Source organism: Rothia nasimurium, assembly GCF_928392795.1.
Lineage (GTDB): Bacteria > Actinomycetota > Actinomycetes > Actinomycetales > Micrococcaceae > Rothia > Rothia nasimurium_F.
Genome location: NZ_CAKMTJ010000001.1, coordinates 493014 through 510309, shown reverse-complemented (window position 1 = coordinate 510309; position 17296 = coordinate 493014). Strand labels below are relative to the sequence as shown.

The window sequence follows — 17296 nt, the reverse complement described above, 5'->3', positions numbered from 1 at the left end:
AGCTCTGCCCACTCCCCTAGGCCACTTCATCTAGTTCGATGAGTTCGACTCCGTGCGCTCGTACCCAGGCGTTGAGGAGCCGGTTGGTGATGCCTAGCTCGCGGGCTACTTTGGCGCCGTCGTCGGGGTACATGGTGGCTGCTTGGCGGAAGGCTGCCGGGTCGATGAGCAGTTCAGCTGCTTGAAGGTCTCGCTTGGCTTCGATGGACGGTGAGCTGAGCACGTGCAGGTAGGGTTCGTCCCCTGCTATGACGTGCATGAGGTCGTGGGTGATTGCGCAGCGCTCTTGTGTTTGGGATAGGCGGGTGTCGACGATGATTTTCGCTCCGTCCCAGTAGGCGTGGAGTCCGCCGGCTAGTTTGCGGTAGACGATGGGGACGCCGAGTTCTTCGGCGAGGGTGTAGGGGTCTTTAGTCGTCGATGTAATCAACGCCCTTCTCCTCGTCTGTTTCGTAGGCGGCTAGGGTGTAGCCGTCGCGGGTGGCGGGGACCCATTCGCCGGCGGAGTTGTAGCGACCGGACGGACGCTGGGGTTCGGCTTGTTCTTGCTGGGCCAGGACGGCACGCTCGGCAATTCCAATAATCTCTGATGGGGATATTCCAAGCGCCTTGCAAATCAAATCCAATTCGTTCGTGTTGATGGGCGCTTCGTCTCGGTTCACAGTCCTACTCAACCGGCTACGGCTAATGCCCGTGGCAGCTTCTAGCGTTCGTAGATTTTCACCGCGGCGAGTCATCCATACCCGAATCTCTTCATTCAGGCGGCTGCTGAAGGCATTTGCAAGGCCGGCGGCCTTTCTATTTCCTGTTTCCATAGCTTCAGAATACACCAATTACAGAAAAAATCTCAGAATAGCTTGACTTGTCTCTAAATTGAGACATAAAATGAAGCTACCAAAGGAGGAATCATGGCAACCCTAAATCAAACTATCGCTGAGAACATCAGCATTGCCCTCGCAAAAACGGGTGAAACACAGACTCACCTAGCCAATGCAGTCGGCATCGACAAAAGTCGCATGTCGCGCATTCTGGCCGATGAATCACCAGTTTCAGCCGTAGAACTCTTCGCAATCGCATGCTACTTCGGCGTCCCAGCTCAGTGGTTCAGCGAGCCTCGCCTCGAAGAGCTTGCAGTGGCAGCCTAATTTTTTACCCATGTGTCTCTATTTAGAGACTTGCTGGCGCTCGCCGACCACCACCGTCCGCCCCGTCCCCCGAAAGGAACATGCAGTGATCAAAACCCAGCTCGACTTCACAGGAATCAGAACCCGCGACAACGACAAGTGCCACTGGTGCGGTCAGACAGTTGACTTCACGACCCGGCATTCAGGCACATCAGGGTGCTACGACTTCATCGACAGCAACAAAAAACCACGGGCCACCGAAGCGAACACCGTGGTTTCATGCAGAGCCTGCGAAGCCAGCCGACGCAAACAAGCTACGGGCTAGTCAGTACCCCAGAACCTGTCATAGTCGATTTCGTCCTCTGCTGGGCCTGCGTAAGGGATCCAAACCCCATGCTTCCAGGTATCAAACGAAATTGAACGCTTAGCACCAAATTCACGGTTCAAGTCCATACGAAGCATCTCAGCATAATCACGACGCAAAGGAGCCGTCTCATGCCAATAAGGGTGGAACTCAAACCTGAAATTGTCCGTCGCACTCAGCACAAACGTACGCCCCTTATACCAAGTCTCCATGACGTTAACGTGCAAAGCCTCTTGGGGCTGAAGAAGTTCATAGAAATTATGAATCGTTGCAATCACCTCTTCAGGGGCTTCCAAAAGAACTTCTTCCGAACCATCACTGTGCAGGAAAACCAACTGGCCCTGTGCCATATCTATACCTCGTTTCACTAGACAACAAACCAAGTATCTCGTTAACCCGCCCAGCACGGAAGAGCCAAAGCGCGGACGTCCGCACCACCCGAAAGGAAATCATGAGCGAAAATCCAGCAGAAGAGCAGAAGTACGCCACCGACAACTACGCGCTTTTACTCGAATCCCAGGCAATGGAGCGCATTGCTCACCTCGCCAACGAGCTACGCGTAGGAGTCAACAGCAAAGACTTTGACTGGACAACTAAGAAGAAGCATGTCAGCAGCTTAGTCTCCCAAATCAACGTGGAGCACATCAAGATGATGCAGTACGAATCCCGTTTCGTAGACGTCTCCCAGGCCCACTCAGGCTAGTTCTTCTTCTTAAGCTCAGCGACTTCAGCCTTTACAGCTTCTAACTCGTCCATCGTCTGAAGAAGTGCCTGGGCTAAGTACCTCATAGAGACAACCGGGTTACCCTGAGCCGCTACTTCAACGTTCTCGCGCAAAGAAGCCGCTGAGGGGTTATGGCCCTCAGGGCTGGAGATGATCTTAGTTTCGATGATGTTCATAGCCCAAGTATCTCGTTAACCCGCCCGGTACGGAATGACCTACCGCCGGCGTCCGCCCGCTCGAAAGGAAAATCAATGGCAACCGCGTCTTTCCCCGCCGAATTGCGCCTGTACTCGCGCAGTGAGGTCTGTGGAATCTTCGGCATCAGCGGTGAAACACTGCGCCGCTGGGTCAAATCAAAAACCTTCCCACAGCCAGTGATGATTGGCCGGGCTCCCAAGTGGACATACGCAGATATCCAAAAGGGCATCGAAGACCGTAGGGCGGCAGCCTAATGGGTCAGCGGTACACCTACGAGAAATGGTGCCAGATCTGCGACTGGCATATCAGCGAAGTAGCCCTGAGCCAGCTAGCCCTTATGGAGCTTGAAGAGAAGCTCGACGCAATGGCTCAAGAGCACGTAAAGACTGTTCACCCCCTAGATTTTGAGAAGAAAGGCCAAGTAAATGGCTAAGACCGGCACCGTCCACGAGCGTGTGGGCATTGTGATTACCCGCGAGGACACCCCTCGCACCCTCGATTCACGCGAGGTTCAGTACCCCGATTACAAGGACGCTAAGCGTCGTTCTGAGGCGCGCCGCGCAGCCGTCGACTACGCGTTAACCCGCGCCCTGGAGCCTCGCTCCCCCATCACCATTGACTGGGCCACCAACGAAGTTTTTGCCGCTGAGGGTGGCTGGACTCGCCAGATTGCCACCTTCACCACTGAGCAGTATCAGATTGACCGGCCCGTGATGGAGGCGGCATGAGGCTGAAAATCTGGCTCGCTCTCTTCGCTGTTTTTGCGGTGCTGGCGCTGGCTAATCCTGGCCAGAATAACGGGGGCACTTTCGCGGTGATTTTGTTGGTTGGCGTTCTGGTGTATTCCATGCCCACCCTGGCTAAGGAAGAGGACGCGCAATGAGCCTCCCGGCACCTCGTATCACCGAGCAGCGGTTCTGGATGGGCCTACGCGCCGACCACCGTGTCCGCGGGCTCAAGGCCCAGCGCGAGGTCAGCTTTGACCGGCTGTTTCGGGAGCTGGCAGAAGTAGCGGTCGGCATGCGGGCTGAGGCTCACCAGGTTGACCAGGTGCTAGCCGCCTACCGCCGGGAGCATGGGTTGACCGCTGAGCAGGTCCGCGCTGAACGCCGGAACCGCCCGGCCTGGCCCCGCTGGTAGCCCCCCCCCGTCGCTCCCATCTGTTACCGAAGTCCCGAGTTTTTTGACGAAAAATTTCCCGCAACGTTTCAACCACCGAAAGACCGCCCCAATGACCACCATGAAAATCACCGAGTACGACGTCAGCTCAGTATTCGCCAACCCCCACAACGTCCGCGACAATCTCGGCGCACCTGAGGGCGTGGACGAGCTGGCCGAATCCATTCGACGCTACGGCCTCATGCAGCCGATTGTGGTGACCGCGCACCCCACCCGTGAGGGTGATTTCATGCTGATTGCTGGGCACCGTCGCCTAGCTGCTGCTAAGAAGGCCGGGCTTCTGACTATCCCCGGCATCTTCACTGACCAGTTCGAGGGTGACGGCGAGCAGATTGCTGCCATGCTCACCGAGAATCTGCACCGCGAGCAGATCACGGCCGTTGAAGAGGCACGCGCTGTGCAGGCCATGCTTGATTTGCCCGGCTTCACCGTGGAGAAGGTGGCGACCGCTATCGCGAAGTCCCCCTCGACCGTGCGCCGCCGTGCCCAGCTTCTGGGAGCCGGTGAGCGCGTCCTTGATGCGGTCAAGGAGAAGAAGATTGACCTCTTCCAAGCCGAAGAAATCGCCAAGTACGCCGATGAGCCCGAGCTGGCTGAGAAACTAACCGAAGCCGCGGAATCCGGGAGTGACTGGAATTGGCAGAGCGCCCAGAAGCAGGCTGAGAGCGTGCTGGAGTGGAAGACTCTTGGCCCCAAGGTTTACGACCACCTGGTGAAGCTGGGCTATGACTTCCTTGAAGCGGAAGAGGCCAAAGGCTCTGCTTTCAACCGTCGCTACACCTATGAGCTACCTGGGCTCTCTGACCAGCCCAAGGAGCTGCTGGAGCTGACATCCCGCGTAATCCCCCAGGACGTGCTGGACGAGCACGGCAAGGACGGCTTGCGCCCTTACCTGAATAATTCAAGCCGCGCCGTTGAGTGGTACACCCCGGCTCCGGTCAAGGAAGAAGCCAAGAAGCCTGAGCTGACCCCCGAAGAAATCGCGGAGCAGGAAGCTCGCGAGAAGGTCAAGCTTGCTCTGCGAGTTGAGCGCCCCAGGTTCAAGGAGCACCTTGAGAATCTGGCTGGGCAGCCTGGCAAGCTCAAGGGCACCGCCCACGGCGCGCTGGTGGAGGTTATCTGCAACACCGGGTACGAGCTGCCTGACATGCTGACCCTGCTGGGTATCGATTTCGACCCCAACGAGCCTAACAAGGGCGATGTGTACCGGGACGCCGTCGCCGCTAAGAGCCTGGACCAGCTAGCCTACGCACTCTTCATGGTCAGGGTTATCAATATCGGGCACACAGGCACCAACATTCTCTACAACCTAGACAATTTCAACCCAACCGGCTACGGACGATACATCAACCACAAAATAGACGCCCTCGAAACCATCTACGGCATTGAGCCTTCCGACGCTATCAAGCAGGCCCGGGCGTACTGGGAGCCTGCTCTGCCCGGTACTGAGGCTGAGGCTCCGGTTCCAGTAATTGATGATGAGGTGAACTTCTGATGGTTTACAACCGTGAGGCACGGGCCAGGAAGGCTGCTGCTGCCAAAAGCCATGACGAGCAAAAAGCCCGCTTTATCGCCAATATCCGCGCACAGGTAGCCAAAGAATTCAGCGGCCAAATCTCCAAGCTAAAGGAAGAAAACCAGGCTCTTGCCAGTCGGTGCAAGACGCTGCAAGGTGAGCTGGACGCGGCTCGCGCCGAGATCACCGCGGCCGCCGAGAATTACGACACCTTAGCCTCGGTCAATCAGAACCTGCAGGAAGCGGCCGCCAAGGCTAGTGAGCGTGCTGATAAGGCTGAGCAGGAAGCTCGCCTGGCTCGCGCAGAGGCCGACTCCCCCAGTGCAGTCAAAGCCATTGAAGAGCTACTTGACTCGGAAAGAGAGAAGACCGCCAAGCTCACCGAGCACATCACCGATCTCAAAAGCCAGCTAGGGCGAACCCGACAGCGTATCGGCGATGTCCGCCAAGAGTACGAGGCTCTGCTGGAAGGCCAGGATGACGGCACGGTCGCCGTTATCAGCGCCGACGGCGTCGAGCTGCGCGGCCCCTACACGGAAGCCCCCGTCGAGGATGTAGCCCATACCCTAAACCTCGCTTTCAAGCTCTTTGTAGAGGAGGGAAGTGATGCCAACATTCGTGCAGCTCTTGGCTGAGGGTTTCACTGTCGTCTTAGTAGCAGCTCTGCTCACCGGCTTGCTCTCCATAGCCTGCGCTGTCGCCATTGACCCCGTCTGCCCTTTCGGTGAAGCCGGCGCAGACGCCGCAACACGATTTTTCACGCCACCCAACGAAAGAAAAACCAATGAATCATCAGAACGCAATCATCTCGATAACTCTGACCGTAGGCGAGAAAGAAGCCGAAATTACAGTGGACCGTTCAAACCCCGACCAGACTACGTGGACTGTGATTTGCAAGGAATGTTCCCAGGAGCTCGGGACCTATGACCGGGCTGACCTCGCGGTAAAAGATGCAGACAGCCACCTACAACATGCCGACTGCTCATGATGACCCGCTATTGCCGTCACTGTAAAACCATCACCGGCCACTACAGCGCCGACCACCATCTAAAGGAGACCCCCATGACCGAAAAAACCATCACCCTCTACACCAAATCCACCGGCTGCCAGCCTTGCAACCTCACCAAGCGCAAATTCGTAGACGCCGGCATCGCCACCAAGGACGACGGTGGGCAGCTCACCTCAGCTATCGAGGGTATCGACCTCAAGGTCTACGACGTGGACAAACCCGAGAACCGAGAAATCGCAGAAGAGCTTGCTCACGAAGGCGTTACGTCGGTGCCCCTCGTCCGTCTCAACTTCGAGCTAACCCCCGAAGACGACAGCCCCCGCGACTACTGGCAGGACTTCCGCCCCGACCTCATCAGCGCACTAGCCGACCAACTCACCGAGGAATAACCCCCATGAACCAAGAAATCCAGCACTTCAACTTCAACGGCCTACAGCTCCGCGCAATACTCATCGATGGGGAACCCTGGTTCGTAGCTACCGACGTCGCCACCTTCCTCGGCTACCGCATGGCCTCAGACATGGCTCGCTCCCTACAACCAACCCAAAAGGGTACGCACTCAATGCGTACCCCTGGCGGACACCAAGAACTCTCCATCATCAACGAGCCAGGCCTCTACTCCGCCATCATGCGCTCCCGAAAAGCAGAAGCCCTACCCTTCCAAAACTGGGTAACCACCGACGTCCTCCCAGCTATCCGTCGTACCGGCTCCTACAACGCAACACCCCAGCTCCCACAAAGCTACTCAGAGGCACTACGCGAACTGGCCAGCACAGTAGAAGCCAAAGAACGCCTAGAGCTAGAGAACGCCCAGATGAAACCCATCGTCCAGGAATACGACGAATTCATGGGCGCACGAGGCACCTTCACCGCTGAGCAAGCCGCGAAACTGCTATGCCGAGCCGGTGTTGAAACAGGCCAGAACCGACTACTGAAGTTCATGGACTCAATCGGCTGGACTTCCAAGCGCGGCTTCGGCGCTCACCGTGCTGTGCAGCGGTATGTGGAGCAGGGCCTCATTGACGTTCAGGCCACAAAGTACAGGCACCCCAAAACGGGTGAGCTCATGGTGGGCGACCCCAAGGTCGTGATTACCCCGAAGGGCTTGCATAAGTTGCGTGACCGCATGCTCCCGCCCATTGAAGATTTTGCCCAGCTAGAGAACTAAGGAGATAGAAAGATGAAGCGACCTGACATTGTGTGGAAGAAGATTGCCGAGGCTACCGAGGGCCTGGCCGTTACCGAAGAGTCTGAGCCCACCCTGACCTCTGAGGAGCGTGAGGACTGCAATCTGCAGATCAAGCGCTTGCGCCGTCAGTGGGCGGCGGCCGCTGAGGCTCAGGGCAAGCTGCTGGCCGGTGGTACCCGATGAGTGCCCCAAAGAAGCCCGCCCCGTGGGGTGGCATCATGGCCATGCTACCCCTGATTATTACCGCTGCTGTGCTGAATGTTTGGGCTGACCGGCTGGGGCCGTCCTGGCCTGCCACCTCGCAGACCACGGAGGCTGCCACAGACCCTGCCAAAACAGCGCAAAGTAGCGCGGCCGCCCAAGCCAGCGCCCCGTCCATGAAGTTCCATTATTACTCCCGCGAACCCGTCATAGGTGCCTACATCACAACGGACGGGACGCCGCGGGTGGAGCGCAATGGGTGGTCAACCGGGTCCGCCGGCGGCACCGAGAACATCTGGTACGCAAGCGGAGAGGAAACTGAGGCCTTGCTGATTAGCTCCACGTCCACCGTCACTCGCATCGTCTGGGTGCTGCCCGATGGCTCCCAGCGCGTCCAAGAAGGCGATTTGACTTACTACGACCCAGAGACAGGAATTTACGAATGACCAAAATCTACACCGCAAAAGAGCTAGCTGATATCTCGGACGACCCAGCCACTATCGAAGCAGCGCTAGGGGTAATCACCTCCGAAGCTCACGCCGCCGCGATTACAGGAGAACGCTGCTTCTCCTTCCCTATTGGCAGGTTTGACCATTCATACACCCCAATCATCAAGCGCCTCGGGGAGCTCGGCTACAAGGTAGATATTTTCCCAGCCGGCCAGATCGGAAAAAGCAACGTGTGTATCAGCTGGTAGCCATACCTAACCCCCTAAATCGGAGACCCCTAATGAAAATCCTTCTCGCAATCCTCGCCTACATCATCACCTTCGTTGTTATCGCCCTCACGGGGGTAACCATTGAGGCCCTTGGGGCTTGGCTCTTCGCCTGGCAAACGAGGGGGGCTGTTTTTGCTCCCTTCGCTATCACCGGCGCAATCGCAGGAGTTCTCGCTTTCCTTGCGGTAATGGGCGCCAAAACCCGATAAAACATAGCCGCTAAATCAACCATCTGACCTGGTAAAGGAACTTACAAATTGACCAAGAAGAAGTATCCCGAAGAGATTTATCCGAAGTTCGGTTTCAAGACTGACGCTTTTGGCCGTCTGACACAGTGGACCACTTGCAACAGCGACTTCGAGCGTGCCTACGACCTGGGTTTCAGGGACGGGAGTGACAAGGAGCGTCTGGAAGCGTCGAACCCCCTGGTGGGCTGGTCTAACCTCACCGCCGCTATCGCCGATGGGGAGCGTATCGACTGGGACGCCCTCGACGGGCTAGAAGCGAAGTGCGTACACCCCGAGCTGGGGACGCTGACACACAAGCTAGTGCGTGACCAGCCTGAGCCGCCCTATTCCTGGACGGGGTGGGGTGATGCCGACAGCATGATTAGCCACTGGGACACCGTTTTTGAGTGCGCCTGGCAGGGCTCGTCTGGCTGGACCCTCTGGATCAAGGGCGACATCCCCCTGCGCAAGCAAACAGCCGACGAGCTGGCCCTGGGCACCTGCTTCCGCGCCCGCTACCAAAAGGGTGCGCTTACCCACACCTACGCCTGGGCTCAGGTCGTAGAAGTACTCGACATAGCCCACGTCGCTTGCTTCAACGAGCATTTCACACACGTCATCGCTTCGTACCACCCCGCTGACATTGAGGTGCTCGAAGTCTACGGTGTAGGCATCTTCCAGGCCCCCAAGGAGAACGCATGAGCCAGCACGCGAAGAATACACCCCGCAAGCCATAACCGGCACTTACACCATCTGAGGAACAACCGAATGAGCATCAACACAGCAATAGAGATACTCAACACTATCGTGCTAGGTGGCTGGGCAGGATTCGGCATGATCTGTGGCCTGCGCTGGTGGCAGGAACGCAAGGCCCGCGCCGAAGCCTCCCGCGCCGAAGCCTCCCGCGCCGAAGCCTCCCGTGCCTTCCGAGCCTTCCGTCAGGCAGTCAACCAGATCTCCGTGAATCACCTCACCGCCGCCAAATCCCAAGCCTGGGAAGAAGGCTTCACCAAAGGAGCGGCCTACTACCACGAAAGCGGAAAAGAACCCGCCGCCTTCACTGAAACAGCCACCAGCCTCAACCCCTACAAGGACCAAACAAGAAAGGACAGCGCATGACAACCCTCACCGTCAACACCAGAGACTTCCAAGACGCACTCACCGCGCTCGCCCCCTTCCTCTCCAAAAACGGCAAAGACAAGGACAGAGTAGAACGCGGCGAATTCGTCCTCTGCACTATCGCGTCCACAGGCCGACTGCTCCTAACGGCTTACCAAAACTCAAGCTACTGGGCCATCGCCACGGTAGCCCTAGAGAACTTCGATGGAGAAGTCACCGATTTCGCCATCCACTACTCCGACATCGGCGTAATCACCGGCGCATTCCCCAAAGCACGCGTAGACGATTCAGTCAGCCTCACCATCGAGCACTACAACTACGAATCCAAGAAGCTACAAGGCGACAAACTTGTCACGGAATACAAACGAGACACCCGAATCCGCCTAGACGAAGTCGGCCAGCTCTTTGGCTCACGCTCAGCCCAATTCGCCGGAGTCGACGCCCGCTCCCACTCAGCAGCAGAGATGTGGGCCCAAGCCGAAGGAATCCTAAACAAAGCAGGTGGAACACCTCCACACTTCTTCGAACCGCAAACCCTCAAATACTTCGCCAAAGCCGCAAACATCTACGGAATTATGATCGCCGCATACACAAACGAAGAAGTTGTCGCTCGCGCCAAGAACTTCGTAGGCTGTGCACCACTTCCCTGGAAGCCAGATGGCTACACGCCCCCACCACACACCAAAGAATGGGCACAATTCATCGCCCACGAAATACCCCTAGCGCCAGACCACACCGTCTACGCAGCCTAACAACCAAACCCCACCAACCAGCCAACCAAAGGAGCCCAACCATGCACAACCACAAAACCAACCACCGCGCTCGCGGGGGTAAGTAAGTGGCTTGGATGAAATGGTCTGACACAACGTCAGACCACCCCTCTTTTGCGAGGCTCTACAACCTGCCCTACTGGACTCCTGCCCTGCGCCGTGAGCTCACCGGCTTTCTCTTCCACTGCGCCAACCACAGCGCGCAGCACTACACCGACTACTACATCGAAGAAGGCGTGGTAAAACGCGAAGGCGGGCTCGAACCTGACTCAGAGAACGTTTTTACTCAGAACTGGGAACGGCTGGCCGACGCGGCACTGAAGGCCGGTTTCTTCACCGGCGTCTACAAGAACGAAGACGGCCAGGTCGCCTACAAGCTCATTGAAGACCCCAATGATTTCGTACATCTCATCAAGGAAAAGGAGGCTGCATGGAATAGAGGCCGTGACCGAGACCTTGACGACACAGTTCTCTTAGGAAAAGTTCGAGTCCGCGACGGCGATCAATGCCGATGGTGCGGAATCGTCGTAAACTTCGATGCTCGCAACAACGGGCGCGCAGGCACCTATGACCATGTCACCAGCATGGTCGTAGCTAATGGAGACCCCAGCAAGTTGCTGGTCTCATGCCGCGGCTGTAACCAAGCAAGAGGTAACGGCAAACACTGGGATAAACGCCTGCGCCCTGCTCCGGTGAACCCTTACTACAGTGAATCCACCGTCGAGCAGCTAAAAAAGTGGGGCTTCCACGTGAACCCCACAACCCCGCCCATCTTTGATGAAGAAGTTGAACCGGCCACCTCGTCGACTCCTAGCGTTGAGCCCGAAACCGCGGCTCCGCTGGTTGAGTCCGAGGACGCTACGGCTCCTTCTTCCAGCTCCGGCTGGTCCCCGGTTGAGCCGAGCGCGGTCGAGCGAACCGTTGAGCCTGAAACTCTGGCTCCGGTGACCGCTCCCGCGCCTACGGCTCCCGTGGCTGACCCCGTTGAGCAGATGATGAGCGAATGGGACATCATGCTCTCCGCTGGAGAGCAGGAAGAGGCGCTAGCTTCCTCTCAGAGCTCCCCGGCCGACTCGCCCCGTCAAGACGCCCACGAGCGTCCGCCTGCCCCGCAAAATCGCGCCACAGGGCGTATCAGCCGTTCTTCTGGCAGAGTTCAGCCAGACTTCTACAGAAAACGACAGAAACGAAGTGGGGAGAGTCTGGACGTTCCGGGACGGGACGGGTCGGGACGGGCAAGCAACCTTACCCAAGTACAAGCTGAAAAAACCTCAAAAACTGAAGAAACCGCTAAACCCAAGAGGAAAAGGCGAGGAAGAAGAAAGAAGAAGACCAATGAAAAGTAAGCAGGTATGGGATATGGGAAGGGTGAATAAACCCCCGAAGCCCTTGCCCAAAGGCACCGTGCCACCGTCCTTTGCCATGACCGCCACAGAGCTTCGAGCCCGGGAAATAAACGCCTGGTCTGAAAAAGACTTCCAACAGCGCGTCATCAACCTAGCCGAATCCCTGGGCTACTCGCTGATCTACCACACCCACGACTCACGCCGTTCCCAGCCTGGCTTCCCCGACCTGGTCCTGGTGAACCCCAACGCCAAGCGCGTGCTCTTCCGCGAACTCAAATCCGCTAAGGGGCGCATCTCCCCTGACCAAAAGCTCTGGGGTGAAGGCCTGCTGCAGGCCGGGGCTGACTTCGACTTCTGGTACCCGAAAGACTGGGCCAGCGGAAAAATTATGGACCAACTGAAAGGTGGGAACCGTGCCTGAACACAAGATTGATGACCCCACTTGCGGGTGCTATGGCTGCATTGCGGAATGGGAGGTGAAGTCAATCGCCCGTGACTCCCTCGCACTGCTCGCTCAGGAGCGCGTCCGCGTTGATCTCGTCGCGCCCGACGAAATCGGCAAGCGAACCCCGCCCGTTGAACTTCCCCTGTTGCTCCAGCTCAAGATGGCAGCCGAGAGCAAAGGAAGCGAGCGCGGGTCGTCTGGTGCTCGGCGGTCTGGTTTGCCGGTGGATTTGGTGGCTATGGAGTTGCTGGAGGGTGTTGGCCGGGGTTTGCATGTTGATGCGGTGGAGCTGGGTGCGCGTGATGAGCTGAGCTCTGAGGATTTGTTCGAGGACGCTTTGGCTTTGCTGGACGTGGTGGGGTCTGTTGATCCTGGCGTTTTAGCGTCGCGGGCTGTGGTTTGGCGTGGGTGGGTTGCTCAGATTCAGGCGTATCTTGCGCCGGAGCGTCGGACGCCGGTGCCTGGTGTGTGCCCGGCTGAGGGTTGCGGGCAGGCTGAGTGGTTTTCGTATGATGAGGACGGTGACGCGGTGAGTGCCCCGGCTTTGATGGCATTGTGGGAGGGTGACCGGGTGGATGCGGTAATGTGCTCGTGCTGCTTTGCGGTGTGGCCTCGTGGTCAGCTCTGGGAGTTGGGCCAGGCGTTGGGTCAGGGGCTGGATTGGAGGACGCTTGCGCGGCCTGAGTGATTGGTGTTATCCTGGTCTTGCTGTGGTGAAGTGTATCTAAATGCGCTTCACGTAAATGATGGAAGCCCCTCGCTTGTGCGTGGGGCTTTCGTCGTTTAACACAGTGTCCAATGGACTCATAGTTTGTAGGACTCTTTGTGGTCTTGTGGATGTTTGAGGTTGGGCTTGCGGATTTCCCTTTCGTTGCCTTGGTTGGAACGAGCGAGGCTTCCGGCGTCGTTGCCTGTAATCAGGTGGCGGCGCCGGCGGCTTGATGGGCGTTGTGAGTAATTGGAAACTCGCCGGGTTTTGGTCCCGGAGTTGCAGGTTCGAGTCCTGCATGCCCAGCTGGTGCGTCCCCTAGTTTGATTCACACATATTCTTGAATGGTTTCTACGGATTCAAAGCATGCGGGGGCGTGCCTACCTTTTGTTTGATGGGCGGTGGTGGTCGTGGCTTGGAAGGCTAAGAGCTCGCGTACTACACCGTTGCCGCCTGATTGGTGGCGGCGCCGAGCGATAGTTCTCAAGCGCGACGGTTACCGCTGCGTGCATATCCGCGAGGACACCGGGCAGCGCTGCATTGAGAAGGCTACCGATGTGGATCATATCGGTGAGCCTGATGATCATCGTATTCATATGCTGCAGAGTCTTTGCTCGTGGCATCACAATCAGAAGACCGGCTCGCAAGGTGGCCGGCGGGTGCGTCAGAAGAAATCTTCGCCGGTTCATCCGGGGTTGATTTCTGGCTGACCCCCCCTTGGGGGGTCCCCCCGCCCCTGCGCGGGCCCCTCCCCGCTCCGTTCTGGGTCTCGCGCTGTGTACGGGTCTGGGGGAATTGAGTTTTTGCTAGTGAGATAGTGTTTTCGTGGTTTGGTGAGGGGGTGTTTTCTCTATGGCTGGTGTTGGTCCGGCTCCTAAAAAGGATGCGATTCGGCGTAATAAGAGGCCGGAGTTTACTCAGCTGCAGCAGGATGGCGAGGTGCGAGGGCCTGAGCTTCCTGAAGATGTCTTACTGAATACCAAGGGGGAGCCCACCGAGTGGCATCCGATGACCCGGCGCTGGTGGGAAAATTGGAGGCGCTCGCCTCAGGCTTCGCGTATGCTTTCTGACCCTGATTGGGATTATCTGCTTGATACTGCGCTGATTCATCACAACATGTGGAAGAACGGACGCTGGGATTTCGCTTCTGAAGTGCGCCTGCGCGTGGCCAAGTTCGGGGCTACCCCTGATGACCGTAACCGCCTGCGCGCTGAGATTGTCACTATCCCTGAGGTTGGGGACGTCCGAGCTGAGGATATCCCGAGCTTATCGGCTGCTCGTAGCCGCAGGAAGGCCTTTCTGGAAGAAGAGGAGTAAGGCGTGGCTCGTACTCTCATCAAGCCTGCTGGGTCCAGTCCTCGGCGCTCGCTGGGCTTTCTTGCCTGGTGGTGGATTGAGACTTTCGTGGTCAATGGCCCGGGTGATGTGCGCGGCACGCCGGTTCGTCGAGGGGATGAATTCGGCGGTTTCATCGTCGATTGCTATGCGCTTGATGAGCACGGTGACCGCCTGGTCGATTCGGCCTTTTTCTCCCGGCCTAAGGGCTGCGATAAGTCCGGTCTTGGCGCGCACTTGGCGCTCTTCGAGGCATTTGGCCCCTGCCGCTTCGCTGGCTGGGCTTCTGGCGGTGAATGCTATGAATTCCTAGGCCAGCGGTACTACTACGAGCCGGGCGAACCGATGGGCCGCCGCGTGGTTGACCCCATGATCCGTATTATGGCCACCGAAGAAGGTCAGACCGGCAATACCTACGACAATATCTACGTGAACCTGACCGAGGGCCCGCTCTCCGCGCTCGCCGCTGAGGGCATGGACGTCGGGCTGACCCGCGTGAAACTGCCTGATGGTGGCGATATCGTGCCCACCTCATCCGGTGCTGCATCAAAGGACGGCGGTAAGGAAACCTTCGTGGTCTTTGACGAGACCCACCTCTATAACCTTCCCCGCCTGCGTGATATGTATGCCACGGTCAAGCGAAATCTCAAGAAGCGCGCTAAGGGCGCTGGCACCTGGTATCTGGAAACCACGACCATGTACGCCCCTGGTGAGGATTCCATCGCTGAGCAGACCTACAACCTGGCCCGCAATATCCAGGACGGCAAATTTCGTGGCCGTCAACGCCTGCTCTATGACCACCGCGGCTCTCAGCTCTCTGACTTGAGTGACATCAATGCGTTGAAGGAAGCGATTATCGAATCCTACGGCGAGGCCATGGAGTGGAACTCGGTAGAGGCAATCATCGATGATATCTATGATCCGCGCTCGACCGTCAACGATTCCCGCCGCTACTTCCTCAATGCCCTGGTGGAAGGCTCGAACGCCTGGCTCCGCTTGGACACCCTGGAGAAAGCCACCAAGGACCTACCCGAGAAATGGGGCGACCTGGTCAAAGATGGGGAAGAAATCACCCTGGGCTTTGACGGCTCGCTCACCAATGACGCCACCGCTTTAGTGGCCTGTCGCGTCTCAGACGGCTTGCTCTTCCCACTTCGCATTGAGGAACGCCCTGACGGACCCGAAGCCCGAGACTGGCGTGTGGACGAGAAAAAGTTTGACGCAGCCGTCCGCCTAGCCTTCCAGCGTTTCACGGTAGTCGGCTTCTTTGCTGACCCGCCCTACTGGCAGGACTGGCTCGATAAGTGGGAGCGTGACTTTGGCGAAGAGCTCCGCGTCGCATCAAGCGCCGGCTCAAAAATCGCTTTCTACACCGCGCACGATACCAAGATGCACTTCGCGCTGCAGCGTTTGAAAATTGCTCTTGATGACGGCCGCGCAAAAGTCATTCCCAACCGCCAGCTGGTCAGGCATTTCCAGAATGCACAGAAGTGGACGCGCTCGCGCAACATGGAGGTCATTGGCAAGGAGTCGCAGAAGTCCCCGCGCAAGATTGACGCGGCGATTGCTGCCACCTTGGCCTATGAAGCTCGCGCAACCTTCATCAAGAAGGGCATCACTGAGAAGCCCAAGCAAACTTTTGTACCCCGCCGTATCTACTAAAGGAGGTCCCACGTGGCTTTTGAAAAGACCCTGCTCAAGACCCCCGACAGTGATGAATGGTGGGTGGCTCGCCTTTCTAAGGAGCTGAGTGCCCGGCGTCCGCGCATTGAAGAGCTGCAGGCATGGCTTGACGGCAAGCCCCCGGCCCCCTGGCAGCTTGATACCAAGGCTCAGGACGGCTATGAGCGCCTGCTCAATATCGCCTCGCTGAACCTGGCTGAGCTAATTGTCTCATCCACCCTCTACCGTACTCAGGTGGAGACCGTACGGGCGGGCAACAGCCCCACGGATGAGCAGACGGACGCTATGAACGCCGCCCTTCTGGAAACCGACGCTAACGCGCATTTCCGGCAGGCTATCGAGTGGATGCTCTCGCTCTCTGTGGCTTACCTGCTGGTGCGTGAGGACCACGATGACGCGGGAAATGTGGTTGGCCGACTAAGCGCTGAGCACCCGGCTGAGATGGTCGCTGAGGCTGACCCCACCGACCCGGCTAAGAATGTGGCCGCCCTCAAAGTTTACCGCGACGATACAGCCAACCGCGATGTGCTGGTCCTCTACCGCGATGGCTATATGCGCGTCGCCTATAAGCCGGGCACTTCGGTCATCTTCAAGAAGACCATCAGCCTTTCTGGCTTCGAATGGAGCACTGAGGACGAATCGGCGCAAGCTCCCGGGCTCGTAGAGCTCTCCGCCCCTGGCGTACCGGTCTACACCCTACAAAACCGCTTCGGCAAGGGTGAATTTGAAAAGCATATCCCGCACATGCAGCGCATCAATCACATCATCTTGCAGCAGATGATTATCACCGCCATGCAGGCATTCAAGCAGCGAGCTATTAAGGGTGTGCCGCACGAGGACCCTGATACCGGTGAACCGATTGATTACAGCAATATCTTCACCTCTGACCCAGGCAGTCTGTGGATGCTTCCTCAAACCGCCGAAATCTGGGAATCAGGCACCGGCGATATCAACCAGCTCATCACCTCCATCACCAAGGACGTCGAGCGGCTAGCTATCGCCGCTCAGGCTCCGCTCTACGCACTCTCATCGGATGCCGCCCAGCAATCCGCCGCGTCCTCCGAGCTCATGCGCGAGGGCCAGATTTTCAAGGCCGAGGATTTGCAGAAACGACTCACCCCGCGCTTTGCCGCCGCTGTGAGCCACATGCTGCGCTTCTCAGGGCAAGAAGAGCTTGCTGACCGCCGACAAATGCGGGTGGTCTGGGCTCCAGCCCGCCGGTCGTCCCTGCTGGAGCGTGCCCAAGCTGGCCAGCTGGCTATCAAATCTGGCCTTCCGGTGCAGACCGTGGCCGAACTCTTCTTCGAATTCTCCCCGGCTCAGATTCAGCAGATGGAAGCCTACCGCGCTTCCAACGCCCTGCTCGATGCCGGCAGCGGTCAGAGCCTGCTAGCAGGTCTGAACCTCGATACCGAAAACACCGAATAGTGAGAGGGGGCG

General features: G+C 57.9%; 28 protein-coding genes and 1 tRNA gene. 25 read left to right on the top strand and 4 right to left on the bottom strand.

From position 1 onward, the window contains the following. Positions 1-16 precede the first annotated feature (16 nt). Both L6963_RS02355 and L6963_RS02350 read right to left on the bottom strand, forming a co-directional pair. On the bottom strand, positions 17-430 hold the full coding sequence (locus L6963_RS02355) for an ImmA/IrrE family metallo-endopeptidase (protein ID WP_237206503.1): 414 nt from the start codon (positions 428-430) through the stop codon (positions 17-19). Further along, the gene (locus L6963_RS02350) at positions 411-737 is read right to left on the bottom strand and encodes a helix-turn-helix domain-containing protein (RefSeq protein ID WP_237206502.1); all 327 of its coding nucleotides are present in this window, start codon (positions 735-737) and stop codon (positions 411-413) included. The genes L6963_RS02355 and L6963_RS02350 overlap by 20 nt, the downstream gene beginning before the upstream one ends. Positions 738-908: 171 nt before the next feature. On the opposite strand from L6963_RS02350, the gene L6963_RS02345 reads away from it, so the two are divergent. Then, positions 909-1145, top strand: coding sequence for a helix-turn-helix domain-containing protein (locus L6963_RS02345; protein WP_237206501.1), 237 nt, complete (start codon positions 909-911; stop codon positions 1143-1145). Positions 1146-1445: 300 nt separating this feature from the next. Here the strand turns inward: L6963_RS02345 and L6963_RS02340 are convergent, their stop codons facing one another. Beyond that, positions 1446-1838: a hypothetical protein gene (locus L6963_RS02340; protein ID WP_237206499.1), complete on the bottom strand. Its 393-nt coding sequence runs from the start codon at positions 1836-1838 to the stop codon at positions 1446-1448. 101 nt (positions 1839-1939) lie between these two features. On the opposite strand from L6963_RS02340, the gene L6963_RS02335 reads away from it, so the two are divergent. Continuing rightward, complete coding sequence (locus L6963_RS02335) at positions 1940-2191, top strand: hypothetical protein (RefSeq protein ID WP_237206498.1); 252 nt, start codon at positions 1940-1942, stop codon at positions 2189-2191. On the opposite strand, the gene L6963_RS02330 is transcribed toward L6963_RS02335, so the two are convergent. Continuing rightward, positions 2188-2388: a hypothetical protein gene (locus L6963_RS02330; protein ID WP_237206497.1), complete on the bottom strand. Its 201-nt coding sequence runs from the start codon at positions 2386-2388 to the stop codon at positions 2188-2190. The genes L6963_RS02335 and L6963_RS02330 overlap by 4 nt on opposite strands. 75 nt (positions 2389-2463) lie before the next feature. Here L6963_RS02330 and L6963_RS02325 point away from each other — a divergent pair, with 75 nt between their 5' ends. The 23 genes from L6963_RS02325 to L6963_RS02215 all read left to right on the top strand — a co-directional run bounded on the left by L6963_RS02325 (position 2464) and on the right by L6963_RS02215 (position 17284). Beyond that, a complete protein-coding gene (locus L6963_RS02325; RefSeq protein WP_237206496.1) occupies positions 2464-2664 on the top strand; it encodes a helix-turn-helix transcriptional regulator in 201 nt (66 codons plus the stop codon). Further along, complete coding sequence (locus L6963_RS02320; protein ID WP_237206495.1) at positions 2664-2843, top strand: hypothetical protein; 180 nt, start codon at positions 2664-2666, stop codon at positions 2841-2843. Before L6963_RS02325 ends, L6963_RS02320 begins: the two co-directional genes overlap by 1 nt. Further along, complete coding sequence (locus tag L6963_RS02315) at positions 2836-3138, top strand: hypothetical protein (RefSeq protein ID WP_237206494.1); 303 nt, start codon at positions 2836-2838, stop codon at positions 3136-3138. Before L6963_RS02320 ends, L6963_RS02315 begins: the two co-directional genes overlap by 8 nt. Beyond that, complete coding sequence (locus tag L6963_RS02310) at positions 3135-3293, top strand: hypothetical protein (protein WP_237206493.1); 159 nt, start codon at positions 3135-3137, stop codon at positions 3291-3293. Before L6963_RS02315 ends, L6963_RS02310 begins: the two co-directional genes overlap by 4 nt. Then, a complete protein-coding gene (locus tag L6963_RS02305) occupies positions 3290-3550 on the top strand; it encodes a hypothetical protein (RefSeq protein ID WP_237206492.1) in 261 nt (86 codons plus the stop codon). The genes L6963_RS02310 and L6963_RS02305 overlap by 4 nt, the downstream gene beginning before the upstream one ends. 91 nt (positions 3551-3641) lie before the next feature. Further along, entirely contained in the window at positions 3642-5084 is a 1443-nt protein-coding gene (locus tag L6963_RS02300; protein ID WP_237206491.1) for a ParB/RepB/Spo0J family partition protein, read from the top strand. Then, entirely contained in the window at positions 5084-5740 is a 657-nt protein-coding gene (locus L6963_RS02295) for a hypothetical protein (RefSeq protein ID WP_237206490.1), read from the top strand. The genes L6963_RS02300 and L6963_RS02295 overlap by 1 nt, the downstream gene beginning before the upstream one ends. Before the next feature lie 427 nt (positions 5741-6167). Further along, positions 6168-6503, top strand: coding sequence for a hypothetical protein (locus tag L6963_RS02290; RefSeq protein WP_237206489.1), 336 nt, complete (start codon positions 6168-6170; stop codon positions 6501-6503). Between the two features lie 5 nt (positions 6504-6508). Then, positions 6509-7282 (top strand): phage antirepressor KilAC domain-containing protein, encoded by a 774-nt coding sequence (locus tag L6963_RS02285; RefSeq protein ID WP_237206488.1) that lies wholly within the window; start codon positions 6509-6511, stop codon positions 7280-7282. Between the two features lie 12 nt (positions 7283-7294). Continuing rightward, positions 7295-7486: a hypothetical protein gene (locus L6963_RS02280; RefSeq protein ID WP_237206487.1), complete on the top strand. Its 192-nt coding sequence runs from the start codon at positions 7295-7297 to the stop codon at positions 7484-7486. Next, positions 7483-7950: a hypothetical protein gene (locus L6963_RS02275; protein WP_237206486.1), complete on the top strand. Its 468-nt coding sequence runs from the start codon at positions 7483-7485 to the stop codon at positions 7948-7950. The genes L6963_RS02280 and L6963_RS02275 overlap by 4 nt, the downstream gene beginning before the upstream one ends. Beyond that, positions 7947-8201 carry a hypothetical protein gene (locus L6963_RS02270; RefSeq protein WP_237206485.1) on the top strand — a complete coding sequence of 85 codons (255 nt, stop codon included), beginning with the start codon at positions 7947-7949 and terminating at the stop codon, positions 8199-8201. The genes L6963_RS02275 and L6963_RS02270 overlap by 4 nt, the downstream gene beginning before the upstream one ends. 32 nt (positions 8202-8233) lie before the next feature. Further along, on the top strand, positions 8234-8431 hold the full coding sequence (locus L6963_RS02265; RefSeq protein ID WP_237206484.1) for a hypothetical protein: 198 nt from the start codon (positions 8234-8236) through the stop codon (positions 8429-8431). Positions 8432-8479: 48 nt separating this feature from the next. Then, positions 8480-9151 carry a hypothetical protein gene (locus tag L6963_RS02260; protein ID WP_237206483.1) on the top strand — a complete coding sequence of 224 codons (672 nt, stop codon included), beginning with the start codon at positions 8480-8482 and terminating at the stop codon, positions 9149-9151. 66 nt (positions 9152-9217) lie between these two features. Then, positions 9218-9568, top strand: a complete 351-nt coding sequence (locus L6963_RS02255; RefSeq protein ID WP_237206482.1) for a hypothetical protein — start codon at positions 9218-9220, stop codon at positions 9566-9568. Continuing rightward, on the top strand, positions 9565-10320 hold the full coding sequence (locus tag L6963_RS02250) for a hypothetical protein (RefSeq protein ID WP_237206481.1): 756 nt from the start codon (positions 9565-9567) through the stop codon (positions 10318-10320). The genes L6963_RS02255 and L6963_RS02250 overlap by 4 nt, the downstream gene beginning before the upstream one ends. Before the next feature lie 95 nt (positions 10321-10415). Beyond that, complete coding sequence (locus L6963_RS02245) at positions 10416-11684, top strand: hypothetical protein (RefSeq protein ID WP_237206480.1); 1269 nt, start codon at positions 10416-10418, stop codon at positions 11682-11684. A gap of 22 nt (positions 11685-11706) precedes the next feature. Further along, positions 11707-12105: a VRR-NUC domain-containing protein gene (locus tag L6963_RS02240; protein WP_237209099.1), complete on the top strand. Its 399-nt coding sequence runs from the start codon at positions 11707-11709 to the stop codon at positions 12103-12105. Positions 12106-12160: 55 nt separating this feature from the next. Further along, positions 12161-12817 carry a hypothetical protein gene (locus L6963_RS02235; RefSeq protein ID WP_237209100.1) on the top strand — a complete coding sequence of 219 codons (657 nt, stop codon included), beginning with the start codon at positions 12161-12163 and terminating at the stop codon, positions 12815-12817. Between the two features lie 254 nt (positions 12818-13071). Next, positions 13072-13144 (top strand) — tRNA-Gln (locus L6963_RS02230). Positions 13145-13897: 753 nt separating this feature from the next. Next, positions 13898-14155 (top strand): hypothetical protein, encoded by a 258-nt coding sequence (locus L6963_RS02225; RefSeq protein WP_237206477.1) that lies wholly within the window; start codon positions 13898-13900, stop codon positions 14153-14155. 3 nt (positions 14156-14158) lie between these two features. Further along, complete coding sequence (locus L6963_RS02220) at positions 14159-15835, top strand: terminase large subunit (RefSeq protein ID WP_237206476.1); 1677 nt, start codon at positions 14159-14161, stop codon at positions 15833-15835. A 12-nt stretch (positions 15836-15847) separates the two neighbouring features. Then, the gene (locus tag L6963_RS02215) at positions 15848-17284 is read left to right on the top strand and encodes a phage portal protein (RefSeq protein WP_237206475.1); all 1437 of its coding nucleotides are present in this window, start codon (positions 15848-15850) and stop codon (positions 17282-17284) included. Positions 17285-17296: the final 12 nt, after the last annotated feature.

Coding starts and splice junctions, on each gene's coding strand:
- L6963_RS02350 (WP_237206502.1), bottom strand. CDS start 737: ATGACTCGCCGCGGTGAAAATCTACGAACGCTAGAAGCTGCCACGGGC.
- L6963_RS02345 (WP_237206501.1), top strand. CDS start 909: ATGGCAACCCTAAATCAAACTATCGCTGAGAACATCAGCATTGCCCTC.
- L6963_RS02340 (WP_237206499.1), bottom strand. CDS start 1,838: ATGGCACAGGGCCAGTTGGTTTTCCTGCACAGTGATGGTTCGGAAGAA.
- L6963_RS02335 (WP_237206498.1), top strand. CDS start 1,940: ATGAGCGAAAATCCAGCAGAAGAGCAGAAGTACGCCACCGACAACTAC.
- L6963_RS02330 (WP_237206497.1), bottom strand. CDS start 2,388: ATGAACATCATCGAAACTAAGATCATCTCCAGCCCTGAGGGCCATAAC.
- L6963_RS02325 (WP_237206496.1), top strand. CDS start 2,464: ATGGCAACCGCGTCTTTCCCCGCCGAATTGCGCCTGTACTCGCGCAGT.
- L6963_RS02320 (WP_237206495.1), top strand. CDS start 2,664: ATGGGTCAGCGGTACACCTACGAGAAATGGTGCCAGATCTGCGACTGG.
- L6963_RS02315 (WP_237206494.1), top strand. CDS start 2,836: ATGGCTAAGACCGGCACCGTCCACGAGCGTGTGGGCATTGTGATTACC.
- L6963_RS02310 (WP_237206493.1), top strand. CDS start 3,135: ATGAGGCTGAAAATCTGGCTCGCTCTCTTCGCTGTTTTTGCGGTGCTG.
- L6963_RS02305 (WP_237206492.1), top strand. CDS start 3,290: ATGAGCCTCCCGGCACCTCGTATCACCGAGCAGCGGTTCTGGATGGGC.
- L6963_RS02300 (WP_237206491.1), top strand. CDS start 3,642: ATGACCACCATGAAAATCACCGAGTACGACGTCAGCTCAGTATTCGCC.
- L6963_RS02295 (WP_237206490.1), top strand. CDS start 5,084: ATGGTTTACAACCGTGAGGCACGGGCCAGGAAGGCTGCTGCTGCCAAA.
- L6963_RS02290 (WP_237206489.1), top strand. CDS start 6,168: ATGACCGAAAAAACCATCACCCTCTACACCAAATCCACCGGCTGCCAG.
- L6963_RS02285 (WP_237206488.1), top strand. CDS start 6,509: ATGAACCAAGAAATCCAGCACTTCAACTTCAACGGCCTACAGCTCCGC.
- L6963_RS02280 (WP_237206487.1), top strand. CDS start 7,295: ATGAAGCGACCTGACATTGTGTGGAAGAAGATTGCCGAGGCTACCGAG.
- L6963_RS02275 (WP_237206486.1), top strand. CDS start 7,483: ATGAGTGCCCCAAAGAAGCCCGCCCCGTGGGGTGGCATCATGGCCATG.
- L6963_RS02270 (WP_237206485.1), top strand. CDS start 7,947: ATGACCAAAATCTACACCGCAAAAGAGCTAGCTGATATCTCGGACGAC.
- L6963_RS02265 (WP_237206484.1), top strand. CDS start 8,234: ATGAAAATCCTTCTCGCAATCCTCGCCTACATCATCACCTTCGTTGTT.
- L6963_RS02255 (WP_237206482.1), top strand. CDS start 9,218: ATGAGCATCAACACAGCAATAGAGATACTCAACACTATCGTGCTAGGT.
- L6963_RS02250 (WP_237206481.1), top strand. CDS start 9,565: ATGACAACCCTCACCGTCAACACCAGAGACTTCCAAGACGCACTCACC.
- L6963_RS02245 (WP_237206480.1), top strand. CDS start 10,416: ATGAAATGGTCTGACACAACGTCAGACCACCCCTCTTTTGCGAGGCTC.
- L6963_RS02225 (WP_237206477.1), top strand. CDS start 13,898: ATGCTTTCTGACCCTGATTGGGATTATCTGCTTGATACTGCGCTGATT.